The organism is Flavobacterium sp. CF108 (assembly GCF_900129795.1).
Taxonomy (GTDB): Bacteria; Bacteroidota; Bacteroidia; order Flavobacteriales; family Flavobacteriaceae; genus Flavobacterium.
In genome coordinates, this window is the sequence record NZ_FQWW01000012.1 from 16,349 (window position 1) to 31,419 (window position 15,071).

9 protein-coding genes are annotated in these 15,071 nt (G+C 32.8%); 6 read left to right on the forward strand and 3 right to left on the reverse strand.

All coding sequences use genetic code 11. The annotated features are described in order from the left end of the window. Window positions 1-152 precede the first annotated feature (152 nt). The 5 genes from BUE10_RS22930 (at window position 153) to BUE10_RS22950 (ending at window position 9,561) form a co-directional block, all read left to right on the forward strand. Window positions 153-5,264, forward strand: a complete 5,112-nt coding sequence (locus BUE10_RS22930) for a translocation/assembly module TamB domain-containing protein (protein ID WP_073489388.1) — start codon at window positions 153-155, stop codon at window positions 5,262-5,264. Beyond that, window positions 5,248-7,563 (forward strand): translocation and assembly module lipoprotein TamL, encoded by a 2,316-nt coding sequence (locus BUE10_RS22935; RefSeq protein WP_083598275.1) that lies wholly within the window; start codon window positions 5,248-5,250, stop codon window positions 7,561-7,563. Before BUE10_RS22930 ends, BUE10_RS22935 begins: the two co-directional genes overlap by 17 nt. Before the next feature lie 164 nt (window positions 7,564-7,727). Beyond that, window positions 7,728-8,357, forward strand: a complete 630-nt coding sequence (locus tag BUE10_RS22940) for a DUF4230 domain-containing protein (RefSeq protein WP_073489525.1) — start codon at window positions 7,728-7,730, stop codon at window positions 8,355-8,357. Between the two features lie 71 nt (window positions 8,358-8,428). Beyond that, a complete protein-coding gene (locus tag BUE10_RS22945; RefSeq protein WP_073489389.1) occupies window positions 8,429-8,959 on the forward strand; it encodes a hypothetical protein in 531 nt (176 codons plus the stop codon). Between the two features lie 95 nt (window positions 8,960-9,054). Beyond that, a complete protein-coding gene (locus tag BUE10_RS22950; protein WP_143056013.1) occupies window positions 9,055-9,561 on the forward strand; it encodes a hypothetical protein in 507 nt (168 codons plus the stop codon). 84 nt (window positions 9,562-9,645) lie between these two features. Here BUE10_RS22950 and BUE10_RS22955 read toward each other — a convergent pair whose 3' ends face one another. The 3 genes from BUE10_RS22955 to BUE10_RS22965 form a co-directional block, all read right to left on the reverse strand. Next, a complete protein-coding gene (locus BUE10_RS22955; RefSeq protein WP_073489391.1) occupies window positions 9,646-11,412 on the reverse strand; it encodes an aromatic amino acid hydroxylase in 1,767 nt (588 codons plus the stop codon). Window positions 11,413-11,549: 137 nt separating this feature from the next. Further along, the gene (locus BUE10_RS22960) at window positions 11,550-11,996 is read right to left on the reverse strand and encodes a hypothetical protein (protein ID WP_073489392.1); all 447 of its coding nucleotides are present in this window, start codon (window positions 11,994-11,996) and stop codon (window positions 11,550-11,552) included. 90 nt (window positions 11,997-12,086) lie between these two features. Then, window positions 12,087-12,497 (reverse strand): group III truncated hemoglobin, encoded by a 411-nt coding sequence (locus BUE10_RS22965; protein WP_053470525.1) that lies wholly within the window; start codon window positions 12,495-12,497, stop codon window positions 12,087-12,089. A 383-nt stretch (window positions 12,498-12,880) separates the two neighbouring features. Here BUE10_RS22965 and BUE10_RS22970 point away from each other — a divergent pair, with 383 nt between their 5' ends. Further along, window positions 12,881-15,031, forward strand: coding sequence for an RICIN domain-containing protein (locus tag BUE10_RS22970; RefSeq protein WP_073489393.1), 2,151 nt, complete (start codon window positions 12,881-12,883; stop codon window positions 15,029-15,031). The last annotated feature ends 40 nt before the right edge of the window (window positions 15,032-15,071 follow it).

Genomic DNA, 15,071 nt, shown 5'->3' on the forward strand with positions numbered 1-15,071 from the left:
ACACAAAAGTAAGAAATTAACTATTTTACAGTAAAATTTTAGAATAATCCCCAATAATTATGTAAATTGTTAAAGGTTTAAATTTTACATTTTTGTAAGATATGTAACTATGCTTTTTTCAGAAGCAATTAAATCCTGTATTTTATTGACCTATGAATAAGAAACCCATTCATTATTTTAAAAAAACACTTCGTGTACTCTTATGGTGCGTGGTTTCTGTAGTGGCACTTTTATTACTTCTTATCATCTTAATTCAGGTTCCTTCTGTTCAGAATTTCGCCAAAGACAAAGCGATTTCGTATCTCCATAAAAAAATTAAAACCAAAGTTTCCTTAGATCATATTTCTATTAAATTTCCGAAAGATGTAGTTCTGGAAGGTTTTTATTTTGAAGATCAAAAGAAAGATACACTTCTGGCAGGAAAACGCTTAGAAGTCGATGTTGACCTTTTTAAACTCGTAAGCAGTGAACTCGAAATCAATTCCGTTTCGTTTGAAAATGTAAAAGCCAATATTTCCCGAAATAAAGACGGAGTTTTCAATTTCGATTATATCATAAAAGCATTCGAATCAAAAGAACCCAAAGTGGAAGATCCAAATGCCAAACCATTTAAAATATCAGTTGTAAAAGTAAATCTGGATAACATCAAATTTAATTTTAAAGACGATTTTTCTAAAAATGACATTGCTGTAAAACTGACACATTTCGACACCAAATTCAATAAATTCGATTTGGATAAAATGGATTTTGATATTCCGAATATTGATTTAAACGGATTAAAATTAGTTTTAAATCAGGATGCTGTAGAACAAATTGCGGTTGTCTCGGTTAAAACTGTCGATACAATTTCAAAACGAAAAGACTTCAAATTAAAACTAGGTAAAATCAGTTTATCAAAAATTGATATTGCGTACGATAATAAAGATTCAAAATTAGACTCGGGAATAAAACTCAGAAATTTAAACTTGTCTGTAAATGAAATCGACTTAAACAAACAGCTTTTGGATTTCGATACTTTCGAACTAAAAAATCTTAGCGGAAATCTACGATTAGGCGTAAAAGACAAACAAATTCAAACGCCAAGTCTAGATACTACAGCGATAAAACAAGCCGGCTGGAAAGCAAAACTTAATAAAGTAAATATACAAAATACAGCTTTTAAATTTGATGATATGCAATCGAAACCAACTTCAAAAGGAATCGATTACAGCCATTTAGATTTGAGTAAATTCAATCTGGAAGCTGAGAAATTGTATTATGGTAACGATACCATTTCGGGAAATATAAAATCACTCACAGCAATAGAAAAAAGCGGTTTGAACATTCAGTCTTTAAAAACAGATTTTTTCTACGGTCCTAAAAATGCCTATTTAGATGATCTGTATTTAAAAACGCCGCAAACACTTGTAAAAGATAAAATTAAGGTTGAATATAAATCCCTTGCAGCACTTCAAAAAGATATTGCAAATCTTGCTGTCGATGCCAATTTAAAAGATTCAAAAATAGGATTTAAAGACATTTTGTTATTTGCTCCTGATTTGCAGAAAACAAATCCGTTTAAGAGTAATCCAAATGCCATTTTATACATAAACAGCCGTGTGAGCGGAAAAGTAAAAGATTTGAATATTCCGAAATTCGAAATGAGCGGAATTGGAACAACAAAAGTTTCCCTTTCGGGGAAGATAACTGGACTGCCTGATGCTCAAAAAGCATATTACGATTTGAATATCAAAAAAATAGCCACGACTTCTAAAGACATAAATGCGTTTGTACCAGCCGGAACAATTCCAAAAAACATTCAGCTTCCGTCGCAAATAAATCTGCAGGGAAAATTCAAAGGTTCTGTACAAAATTTTAAAACCAATCTGGCTTTAAACAGCAGTTTCGGAAATGCAAAAGTTGACGCCTTATTCGATCAGCGTGTTAAGAAAAAAGAGAAATACGATGCAACAGTTTATTTACTTGATTTTGATTTAGGAAGATTAATCAAAAACGATTCAATTGGAAAAATTACGCTTAAAGCGAAAGTCAAAGGAAATGGTTTAGACCCAAAAACGGCAAAAGCAGAATTAGACGGAATTGTTCAAAAAGCAGTTTTCAACAGATATGCCTACAGAGATTTAGCATTAAAAGGAAATATTGCAAACGGTTCATTCGCAGTAAAATCTGGAATGCAAGACCCAAATTTAAATTTTGATTTGACTGCGAGCGGAAATACGCAAGAAAAATATCCGTCAATAAAATTAAAACTGAACCTGGATATTGCCGATCTTGAAAAACTAAATCTTCATGCCGGACCAATGAAACTTCGCGGAAATGTCGATGCTGATATTGCCAACAGTAATCCGGATTTTTTGAATGGAAAAGTATTTCTTTCGAACATTCAGATTTTGCAGGATAAAGAACCAATCGTTTTAGATTCTGTTCGTGTCATTGCTTTTTCAGATAATACCCGAAAAAATATTAAAATATCTTCTCAGTTTTTAAAAGCTGAGGTTGATGGAAAATACAAATTGACGACATTGACAGCGGCCATAAAAAAATCATTGTCAAAATATATCGATTTGAAAACTCCAAAAGCTAACGGAGAATCTAACGAGCAGCGTTTGGCTTTCACCTTAACGGTTGATAATGACCCGATTCTTTTTAAACTGATTCCGAAACTGACAGGTTTAGAACCCATTAAAATCACCGGAAAATACAAGAACGTAACCGATTCTTTAGAAATAAGAGGAATAATTCCGAGAATTGTGTACGCAGACAATACAATTTCAGACGGAAAAATTAATATTGAAGCCAAAGAAAATGTTTTAGAATATTCCGTTTCTATTGCCACTATTGAAAGCGGTTCATTAAAAATTCCGTTTACTAGTTTATCCGGAAAAGTAGAAAATAATATTTTGACTTATGCGCTTGAAGTTCAGGATGCAAAAGAAAAACAGCAATATTTTGTAGCAGGTGAATTTAAAGCAGAAGATTCAAAAAACATATTTAAAATCGATGCCGAAAACTTCATTTTAAATTATGATAAATGGAATATTGATCCTGAAAATGCAGTTGAATTTGGAGATAAACGTCTTTATGTCAATAAATTTTTCCTGAACAATAACGGAAATGAATTAAAAATTCAATCGCAGGAAACACAGGACAATGCGCCGCTGCAAGTCGATTTTGTAAACTTCAAAACCGAAACCATTATGAACATGGTTAAAAAAGATAAATTGTTGATGCAGGGTTTAATTAACGGAAATGCTGTTGTTGAAAATGTTATGACAAACCCAACTTTTACTTCTGATTTAAAAATTGATGATTTTGCTTTTAGAGGGGATGCAGTTGGCGACATTGAAATAAAAGTGGATAATAAAACCAATAATTTACTAAATGCAAATGTGGCATTAACCGGAGAAGGAAACGAAGTAAACCTGATCGGAAATTATAAAATGGACGACAGAAACCTTGATTTAAATTTAGATATCAATAAATTGTATGTTAAAAGTATTCAGGGTTTTACAATGGGCAACGTCACAGACGGAACGGGATATTTATCAGGAAACTTTAAAATTCTCGGAAATGCATCAAGTCCAAAAGTTTCGGGCGAATTAAATTTTAATGATACCGGTTTTAGAATCACACAGCTCAATTCTTTCTTCAAAACGAATAATGAAAAAATCACCTTTAATAATGATGTAATCACTTTTGATAAGTTTACGCTTCACGATGAAAATGGCAATATATTATCTGTAGACGGAACGATTCAGTCTGCTGATTTCAAGAGTTATAATTTTAATTTAGTTGTTACAGCTGATGATTTTAGGGCCATACATTCTAAAGAAGCTGATAACGATTTGTTTTATGGCGATATGTTTTTGGATACAAAACTGAATATCAAAGGAAACCTTGAAAGCCCAATTGTCGACGGAACAATTAAAATTAACAAAGAAACCAAGTTTACGGTTGTAATGCCGCAGTCAGATCCTTCAATTGCAGATCGTGAAGGAATTGTAGAGTTTGTCGATGAAGATAATATGTATTTGAAACAAACGGTTGATTTGCAAAATAAACTCGATCAATCTGAAGTAAAAGGAATGGATGTAAATGTCGCCATTTCGATTGATAAAGAAGCAGAACTCACTTTATTAATTGATAAGGCAAATGGTGATTATTTGAAATTGAAAGGCGAAGCGGAATTAGTTGGCGGAATCGATAAATCAGGAAAAACAACTTTGACCGGAAAATATGAGTTTACAGATGGGGCTTATGAAATGAACTTTAACGGAATCAAAAGAAAATTTGATATTCAAAAAGGAAGTTTTATTACCTGGAATGGCGAACCAACAATGGCAAATTTAAATATTACGGCAATTTATAAAGTAAATGCGGCGCCAATTGATTTACTGGGAAATCAGCTTCCAACCGACAATTCGGCAGTACGAAATACATACAAACAAAAGCTTCCGTTTCAGACTTTATTGAAAATGAAAGGAGAATTAATGAAACCGGAAATTTCTTTTGGAATTGTACTTCCAGATGGTAATTACGATGTTGCTTCGGATGTGGTGACTTTAACACAAACAAAGCTGAAACAATTAGAACAAGATCCGGCAGAATTAAACAAACAGGTTTTTGCCCTTTTATTATTAAACCGATTTGTGGGCGAAAATCCTTTTGCAAGTGAAAGCGGCGGTACAAATGCCGAATCTTTGGCGAGACAAAGTGTGAGCAAAATTCTTTCGCAGCAATTAAACAATCTTGCCGGAGAATTAATTACGGGATTTGAGGTCAATTTTGATTTAGAATCTACAGAAGATTATACTTCCGGAACGATGCAAAACAGAACCGATTTGAATGTTGCCGTTTCTAAAAAATTGCTCGATGACAGATTAAAAGTAACCGTAGGAAGCAGTTTTGGAGTTGAAGGTGCAGAACGTGCCAACGAAGAAAGTACCAATATTGCGGGAGACGTTGCGCTGGATTATCAACTTACAAAAGACGGCCGTTATATGGTTCGTGCTTACAGAAAAAATCAATATCAGGTAGCGGTTGAAGGTCAGGTTGTAGAAACGGGTGTTGCTTTTATTATTACGATGAGTTACAATAAATTCAGAGAACTTTTTCATCGTTCAGAACAAGAAAAACAAATGATTCGAGAAGAAAAAATTCGTAAAGAGAAAGAAAAACAAAAAATGAAAGAAGCAAAAGAAAAGGAAAAATTAGAAGAAGAGCAGCAGGAAAATCAAATTGAAGGAAATGAACAAAAAACATAGTCATATAGAAAATCAATATGTAAAGTATTTTATACTGTTCTGCCTGTTTTTTGTTTTAGGATGCAGCAATACAAAATATCTGACGGAAGGTGATTTACTTTACGTTGGTGGTTCTGTAAAAGTCAAAGATTCTTTGATAAAGAAAAAAGAACGAAAAGCACTTGAAAAAGAATTAAAAGGTTTATTACGCCCAAAACCGAATAAGCAAATTTTAGGATTACGTCCTAAATTATGGATATACAACCTTGCAGGTGAACCTAAAAAACAAAAAGGAACCAGATATTGGCTGCGTAATAAAGTAGGCGAGCCGCCAGTACTTTTCAGTAAAGTCGATTTAGATTATAATGCTTCAGTTTTAAGAAATTTTACTGAAAACCGAGGTTATTTTAAAACCCGTGTCAGTGCCGATTCGACCGTTAGAAATAAGCGTGTTACGGCAGAATATACCGTTATTCCTAAAAAACAATATATCATTAAAAGTGTGACTTTTCCGGATGATTCTTTGGCAATGTCCAGAATTATTGGAAGATCAAGCCGAAGAAGTTTATTGAAAGTGGGAAAACCATATGATTTGGACGTTATAAAAGCCGAAAGGGAACGAATTGACGCCAGACTTAAAGAGAAAGGTTATTTTTACTTTAACCCCGATTATCTTTTGGCACAAGTAGATAGCAGTAAAGGCGATCACGAAGTAAAAGTTAGAATTGTAATAAAACCAGATACGCCGCCAAAAGCCCTTACAGCCTATAAAATCAATAATATTTATGTGTATCCGAATTATTCTCTTTCGAATGACAGCGTGGTTTATAGAAAAAGAGATATTACACAATATAAAGATATTACGATTATAGACACAACAGAAACCTTTAAACCAAGGATTTATGATCGAACAATATATTTTAAAAAAGGAGATTTGTATAACAGAAAAGATCATAATTTGACCTTAAACCGTTTTGTGAATCTGGGGACTTTTAGTTTTGTGAAAAATGAATTTAAACCTTCAGACAGTATCCCAAAAACTTTAGATTCGTATTACTACTTAACGCTTCTACCTAAAAAGTTTATTCGTGTTGAGGTTTTAGGAAAAACAAATTCAGCGAGTTATACAGGAACAGAAGTTAATCTAAACTGGAATAATCGAAACTTTTTTAAAGGGGCGGAGCTATTTACAGTTTCTGTTTTTGGCGGTGCCGATTTCCAGCTTGGCGGAGTAAACAAAGGGAAAAATATTTATAAACTTGGAGGAGAAGTTAGTCTAACCTGGCCAAGATTTATATCGCCTTTTAGTATTCAGGGAAACAGTGAATATGTGCCAAGAACTAAAGCAGCGCTGCGATATGAATATCAAAAAAGAACACAATTGTATGCGTTGAATTCCTTTAATGCGTCTTTTGGATATTTATGGAAAGAAAATATTCGAAAAGAGCACCAATTAAATGTGATTGATATAACGTATGTAAGTCCAAACCATGTTACGCCCGAATATTTAGAAGATATTCAGGATGATCCTGCATTAGAAAAGGTAATTGAAAAGCAATTGATTTTTGGCCCGACATACAGTTATACGTATACCAATACGATGCAGAAACGCCGAAAAAATACGATCTATTTTAACGGTGAATTAGATTTGGCCGGAAATATAACCGGATTAGTTACAGGCGCAGATTATAAAGATAATGTAAAAACCATATTCGATGTTCCGTTTAGCCAGTATGTAAAAATCAAAACAGATTTCAGGCATTATTTGAAACTAGGAAAAGAAAGCGAACTCGCCAGCCGAATAATTGTTGGTGCCGGATTTGCTTACGGAAATTCGAATACGCTGCCAACATCGAAACAATTTGTAGTAGGAGGAACCAATAGTATTCGTGCCTTTAGAGCCAGAACTTTAGGGCCGGGAAGTTATGTGATTCCGCCAACAACAAACAACAATTATACACCAGATCAATCGGCAGATTTAAAACTGGAGTTCAATACAGAATATCGTGCAAAATTATTTAGTATCGTAAGAGGTGCAATATTTATCGATGCAGGAAATATTTGGCTTTTAAATGCCGACCCAGACAAACCCGGAGCCGAAATTTCAAAAGATTTTATGAAACAAATTGCAGTTGGGGCAGGAGCAGGTTTACGTTTTGATTTATCGTTCCTGATTTTAAGAACAGATTTAGCTATTCCGCTTCGAAATCCTTCCTTACCAGACGGACAACGCTGGGTAATTGACGATATTAATTTAGGAAGCAGTACATGGCGAAAAGATAACCTGATTTTGAATATTGCTATTGGATATCCATTCTAGTTTTTTTGTTTTTTGCCACGAATTTCGCGAATTTTCACTAATTCTATGCTTTGTGTTTATTTATATTTCACAAATTTAAGCATTCCAAAAAATTAGTGTAATTAGTGAAATTCGTGGCGAAAAAACTAAAAAAAGAAGTAAATTCGTCTAAATATTTTACAGGAATGCAAAACTTGATCAAAAGAATTATTAGTATCGGTATTACTATTTTAATCATTGTTCTGGCTTTTAAATACTGCCAGTTTAAAAAAGATGACGACTCTACAATCGATTATAATACCAATTTAATTCAGCAGCAAATTTTAAATGTTGGAAAATTGGTTGTTACCGAAGGTCATTTCTCTGAAGTGATCACTTATAAAAATCAGCAGAAGTATCTGATGGATATGATTTCATTTGAAAAAAAGGCACTTATTGTGGTCAATGCCAATGTTACCGTTGCCTACGATTTGCATAAAATGAAATACGATATAGACGAAAAAAACAAAACAATCACGATTCTAAATATCCCAAAAGAAGAAATCACAATCAATCCCGATATTCAGTTTTATGATGTCGAACAAAGTAAACTGAATCCGTTTACGGGCGACGATTACAATAAAATCAACAAATCGGTAAAAGCCAATCTGGCAAAAAAAATCGAAAAATCAACCCTAAAAACAAATGCCCAAAACCGATTAATAAGCGAATTGTCTAAGATCTTAATTATGACAAATTCTATGGGCTGGAAATTACAATATAACGGGAAAACTATTGAATCTGAAAGCGAATTAAATCAGGATTTAAAGTTATAATTTTTGAGGTTTAAATGACAGATTAACAAAGGTTTAGAGGTTATTATAACAAATTAAAAACTCAAAATAGTATGAAAATAACTCTACAAAGAAAAATAGCATTTCTTTGGTTTACACTTTCCTTTTTAAATTTCAAAAATTATATTTACCAAACAATTAGATTGCAAGGAGCTTATGTGAGTTTTGGTGATAATATCTTTACAGTTCCATATTTCGGACAAATTTTATCATACGAATTGTTTGGAATATTTATTCCGATTTCAGGTAAAAACTTATATATATTGTATCAATTGGAGTGGTATTCAAGCATGGTTTTGACTTTATTGTCAATCATAATTCCTATAGTTTTGTTTTTTGAATTTAGATATTCCAAAACTATAGCTAAAGTGTTTTTAGGTTTTTTCATATTACTTAATGTTTTTGCAATTTTAGTAAAAATGACTTTTCTTTTACCTGTTGCTAATAAATCATCTGAATATGAGATAATGATTAATAAAAAAGTGATGAGCTATGTTTACTATTATTTAGTGATTTTATTTATTGCGTTACTAATGTTTATTGGATTGTTTTTTTTGCAAAACCAAAAAAGAAGAAAATATTGAAACTACTTCAATTTAATAAACATTTTAAATAATTATTAGGCGTGAAAACTACTTTATTATTATTCATCTGTTTTTTAAATTTCAATTTTTTTGGAATGGATTATTATATCGAAGCAAATGTAAAAACTCCGTGCAAAGATGATTTTCCTTCTGGATTGTCTTTCTTTTTTGAACAAGTTGGCGGTTATGAAGAAAAAAGCATGGCTAGTCAGGTTGAGAAAATCCTAAAAATTGATCTTTCTACTTTTCAGGAATATGATTTTGAAGATTCTACAATGCCCAATAAATATTGGAAAAATATTAATGTTTTTGAAAAAACAATTGACGATTTATTATTCAAAATAAAAGCAAATCCAAATTATTTTAGAAAAGTAAAGTACAATCCTGTTTATGAGGATTATATATATTCTTCTGATAAAAAAGACATGGAAAAAAATCTGCAAAAAATGAAAGAGTATGAGAAAAACCCATTGCACGAGTATCCATATAATAATGGATATTTAAACTCAAATAAATTTGTGGCAGAATTAAACCAATTAAAAAGCCTTTTAAAATGTTATAAAAAACATGGAGCTACAAAAATAAAACTAACCTACATGTAATTATAAATAAGCTTTGCGAGATTAAAAAAAATCAGCACATATCAGTTTAAATCAGTAAAATCTGTGGGCAAAAAACTTCGCGTTTTAGTGCCTTTGTGGCAACGAACTATCAAATATCAAATCCAATCCGCCAGAAATTAAATGCGCAATTTCAGGACGTTTTTCTTTCAATTGATCTAAATAAACCAACACTTCCTGTAAAAGCTGTTTTTCTTCTGAATCTTTTAAAAGCTCAGCAATTTCAACAGATAATAACCAATCGTTTGAATGATTATTTTTCAGGTTTTCAAAAATAGATTTTAGTTCCGTTTTAAAACCTTTATTTTTTCTAATATCTCTAACTGACGCATATAAATTCTCCAATTCATCACGTTCATCAGTATGTTTCGCTTTTATAGTTTTAGAAGAAGGAACAATGTTAATTAAGTCAAAACTATTGACATCGGCTGGGCCGGAAAAAGCAGAAATCACTTTTTTACCAATTGCCATATCATAATTTCCCCAATCAGGTTGAAACAAAATAGTTTCGCCGTGGGTTACGGTACAATTTCTAAAACTGATTAAAATAATTTCTCCGTGTAAGTTTCTAGAGCCCGTAATAATTTCACCTTCAACAATAATATTACCTTCAAATTCCAGTTTTACCGTTTCATTCTCAACAATGCTGTAAGCCTGTAAATCCTTCGGACTCATATCTTCAATCGCCAAATTAAAACCTTTTAGTTTCCCAATCGGACTTCCAAATCCGTGTGGATGTGTTAAGGTTCCGTGGCCGACTAATTCTTTTTCACGATACGATAAAGCTGTTTTTCCGGTTGTTTGAATGTAAACTGGTTTTCCTTCTTCTTCAATAACATTCGTGAAAACTCCCGAAACTTGTAAACCAGTACTCAATTCAATTGTCCCTAAAGCATTCGACTGAATTAGTTTTTTAATTCCCGAAAGACCTCCGGTACGCAAAGCCATTTTATTAGCAAACTCTTCCAGAATCAAACTTAAATAAGAAAAATTAGGTGTTACATAAAGCTGTGGCTGCAACTGCGTAATATCAAAATTCTGATTGGCTGCCGAAATATCATAAGGGATTTTCTTTACGTTATCTGTCATGCACCAAGCACTTTCCCCAATCGAAGAAAGTAATCCTGCACCATAAATTTTTGGATCTTCAACCGTTCCAATCAAGCCGTATTCAACCGTCCACCAATGCAGGTTTCTAATTTGAGCCATTTCAGACAATTCGCCCATATCATTTTGTAAATCGGCAACTGCTTTTTCGGCTTCGTCGATTTTATCCTGCGGCGTATCTTCGGCTTCTTTTAAAATAGAAAGCAAACGAATCGCTTCATACATTTGATAATCTTTGTGAGACGAAATTGCTTTACAGCCAATTTCACCAAAACGTCTCAAATATTCCGCATATTCAGGATTGGCAATAATAGGGGCGTGGCCGGCACCTTCGTGAATAATATCTGGTGCGGGTGTATATTCAATATGTTCTAATTGACGGATATCTGATGCAATAACCAAAACATTATAAGCCTGAAACTCCATAAAAGCATTTGGCGGAATAAATCCGTCAACAGCAACTGCAGCCCAGCCAATTTCAGTTAGAATACGGTTCATTCCGTACATACTCGGAATAGAATCAATTTCGATTCCCGTTTTACGTAAACCTTCTAAATACGAATGATGTGCAACCTTAGAAAGATAATCTACATTTTTACGCATAACATATCGCCAAACCGCTTGATTAATAGGTGTGTAGTCACTATAATCCTGAGGCTTAATAAATTGCTTTAAATGTTTTGGCAATCGTTCTAATAACGGATTGGTTTCTATAGATGCATTCATTTCGAAAACGTTGTAGATTAGAATGTAAAATTACGAATTTAGGTCGCTATTTTTTGCTATTCATCACAAAATTTTTATTCGAAAGTGATTTTTATTGCGTTTTTATAGATTTTTTGAACTTGGCAGAAAACTAAATTTTAGCAGTCATTATTTTCATAATTAACTTTATCCAATGTTTTCTCGAAGTTTTCCAGCTCTTTCTTCGTCATTATGGCTTCTTTCAAGTCAACTGGTAATTGTTTTTTAGCATCAGAACTAATCCATAATCCCGTAAAAGTATTTCCGGTTTTCTTTAAAATTAATACACCGCTAAAACCATGTTCGACTAAAACAAATTCATTTTCTTTCTTTTTATTCTGAGTAATATCAAGCTGAATCCATTTTTTTGATTTGTCATATCGATACATAGACGTATACATCAAATCGGCAGTACATGGATTTTCTTCCGTTTTAATATAAACTGTTATTGGAGTTTTTCCATCGACAGTTCCTTTGTATAAATTAAAAGCTGGAGCTTGTGATTGTGCGTTTAAGTGATTAAAAAAAGAGAAACAGATTATAAAGAACAGGATAACTTTTTTCATTTTAAATAGTTGATTGGTTTTTGATAGCTTTTGGGTCAATCAAATTTATTTAATTTAAAATAGTATCCAAATTTAATTTGTTAGATGTTTTTAAGATTTACCCGATGAATTTCGTAACTCATTTTCGGCATTTCTAAAATACTCAATTTTGTGATTGAACATAAAAGCCATATTTGTAGCACGCATTTTTGCTTCTTCCGTAATTACTCCTGCAAATTGCGCATCGATTGTAGTATTGAAAATTTGTATCCAGCGGTCAAAATGAGTTTTATCAACCGGTAATTGTTTGTGCGGAGGAAAAGGTGTTCCAGAATAAGCTCGTACATCAAATAAAATAGTCTGCCAAAAACCATACATTTTTTGTAAATGCGGTTCCCAGCGATCTTGTAATTTATCATTGAAAATAGGACCAATAAGATCGTCTTTTCTAACATTATCATAAAAGCTGTTCACCATTTGTTTAATATCTTCTATGGTCGAAATATCTTTAAGCGTTTCCATGTTTTCTAATAAAATTGAAATGCAAAAATACGATATAACTTCAGGTTCGTTCCATGATATTTGTCATTTATGAAATAATTATAAGTTCATTTTTAGATTAAAAACGATAATTTAATTACTGATTTTTAAAATTTTGTAAATGCTGAAATTTAAATGTAAGTTTTTTATGGTTTTTAATATTTTAAATAATTGATTTTTAATTATTTGTAAAAAATAAAGATGTGTTTTTGTTAAGGTAATATTTACAAATGATGTGTATTTGTAAAGTTGTAATTATAACGATTTCGTGAAAATTGATATATTTTTGAATCGTTTTAATAAAAATAATCATAATAAAATGAGAAAAATTTAACTATCAACAAACCACAAAAACCACAAAAAAGATGCACAAAACTACTCAAAAACCTACAAACCGAGTAAGAGCTTTTATGACACAAGTCATTATTATAATGCTTTTATTTATTACCAAAACAAACGCACAGACGGTTACACCTTTTATAACATCAGGTGATCAAACGAGATTATTACAACAACAAGGTACTGTAAGTTTCGGAACAAACTCAGGTACAAATCCTTCTACAGTTACAGTTAATGCGGGAACAACGTACCAAACAATGGACGGCTTTGGTTACACTCTTACCGAAGGAAGTGCCGAAGTAATCAGCGGAATGGCAGCAACGCAGCAAAACCAATTATTGAATGATTTGTATAATCCTAATACAGGATTAAACGCAAGTGTAATTCGTATTAGTATTGCAGCTTCAGATTTAAGTAACTCTTCGTATAGTTATAACGAAACTTCCGGAGATACTAACATGAATAACTTCAGTTTAAACGGACCGGATTTAACGTATCTAATTCCGATTATCAAAAAGATTCAGCTGATAAATCCGAACATTAAAATTTTAGCAACACCTTGGTCAGCGCCACGATGGATGAAAACCAACGGTTCCTGGATTGGCGGAAGTCTGCAGACACAATATTATGCTGCTTATGCAAGATATTTTGTAAAATACATTGCAGCAATGCAGGCGCAGGGAATTCCAATTTGGGGAATCACACCGCAAAACGAACCTGAAAACCCGCACAATGAACCAAGTATGCTGATGAATTCTACAGAACAAAAGAATTTTATCAATCAACAACTTGGGCCTCAATTGGCCGCGGCTGGTTATGGAGGTGTAAAAATTATTGCTTTTGATCATAATTGCGATAATACAGCTTATCCAATTGATGTTTTAAACAACAGCAGTTATGTTGACGGAGCGGCTTTCCATTTATATTTAGGAAGTATTTCGAATATGTCAGTTGTAAAAACTCAAACAAACAAAAACGTTTATTTTACAGAACAATATACAGGTTCAGGCGGAAACTTTGGAGGAGATTTTGGCTGGCACATGCAAAACGTAGTTATCGGAAGTACAAACAACTGGTCTAAAACTGTTTTAGAATGGAATGCTGCAAACAATTCAAGTTTAGGGCCAAGAACTCCGGGTGGATGTAATACTTGTTTAGGAGCGATTACAGTTAATAACAGTACAAGTTATACTAAAAATGTGGCCTATTATATTATTGGTCAAATCTCTAAATACGTAAAACCGGGTGCAGTAAGAATTGGTTCTTCAAGTACAAACGGCAGTATTTTATCTGTTGGATTTAAAAATCCTGATGGCTCAACTGCACTTGTAATTTACAACTCAGGAGGATCAAATACTATAAAAGTGGTTTCGGGATCATCGGCATTTAATTATACAGTTCCGGGATCATCAGCAGTTACTTTTACGTGGGGAGCAGGAACACCACCTCCAACTGGTTTTCCGGGGTATTATAATATTATTTCAAGAAACAGTAATAAAGGACTGGATGTAGCAGATAATTCAACTACAAGTGGTGGAAGAATACAGCAATATGATGTAACAGGCGGCGGCGGAAATAACCAGCGCTGGAAATTTGTTTCTGACGGAGCAGGGAATTATTACATAATTGTAAAATCAACCGGAATGTATTTGGCAGTTGAAAATAATGGAACGGCAAATGGATTGAAAGTACAGCAAAAAACGTTCTCTAGTTCTAATGAATTTAAATGGACAGTTGCAAGTCTTGGGGGTGGATATTATAAAGTTACCAATGTAAATACGAGCAAATCTCTTGATGTTGAAAATGTTTCTACAGCAAATGGCGCTAATATTCAGGTTTGGGATTACACGGGCGGACTGAATCAGCAATGGCAGTTTGTTCAGGTTGAGTCGACAGCGAAAAAAGCTTTGGCAATAACGGAAGAAGCCGAAAGCACAAACGATATGGCAATCTTCATTAATTCGGCAAACGATTATTTAAAAATTGATACCAATCATGAAGGAAGCGCCGATGTAGCAATATTTAACATTGCGGGACAAAGCATCTTGAAGAAGAACGTAAACTTTGTAAAAGGGAATCAGGCAGAAATCGAAATTTCAAGATTACCAAAAGGAGTTTATGTAGTAAGAGTAACCGATAGTCAGGGATCTTATTCTAAAAAAATATTAAAGAAATAATTACAAATCGAGAATTCAATTAGTAATTTTATATTGATGT

What these genes read in the sequence shown, in the direction of transcription:
- BUE10_RS22970 (WP_073489393.1), top strand. Translation starts at nt 12,881, where the DNA reads ATGCACAAAACTACTCAAAAACCTACAAACCGAGTAAGAGCTTTTATG.
- BUE10_RS22935 (WP_083598275.1), top strand. Translation starts at nt 5,248, where the DNA reads ATGAACAAAAAACATAGTCATATAGAAAATCAATATGTAAAGTATTTT.
- BUE10_RS22930 (WP_073489388.1), top strand. Translation starts at nt 153, where the DNA reads ATGAATAAGAAACCCATTCATTATTTTAAAAAAACACTTCGTGTACTC.
- BUE10_RS22955 (WP_073489391.1), bottom strand. Translation starts at nt 11,412, where the DNA reads ATGAATGCATCTATAGAAACCAATCCGTTATTAGAACGATTGCCAAAA.
- BUE10_RS22945 (WP_073489389.1), top strand. Translation starts at nt 8,429, where the DNA reads ATGAAAATAACTCTACAAAGAAAAATAGCATTTCTTTGGTTTACACTT.
- BUE10_RS22950 (WP_143056013.1), top strand. Translation starts at nt 9,055, where the DNA reads ATGGATTATTATATCGAAGCAAATGTAAAAACTCCGTGCAAAGATGAT.
- BUE10_RS22960 (WP_073489392.1), bottom strand. Translation starts at nt 11,996, where the DNA reads ATGAAAAAAGTTATCCTGTTCTTTATAATCTGTTTCTCTTTTTTTAAT.
- BUE10_RS22940 (WP_073489525.1), top strand. Translation starts at nt 7,728, where the DNA reads ATGCAAAACTTGATCAAAAGAATTATTAGTATCGGTATTACTATTTTA.
- BUE10_RS22965 (WP_053470525.1), bottom strand. Translation starts at nt 12,497, where the DNA reads ATGGAAACGCTTAAAGATATTTCGACCATAGAAGATATTAAACAAATG.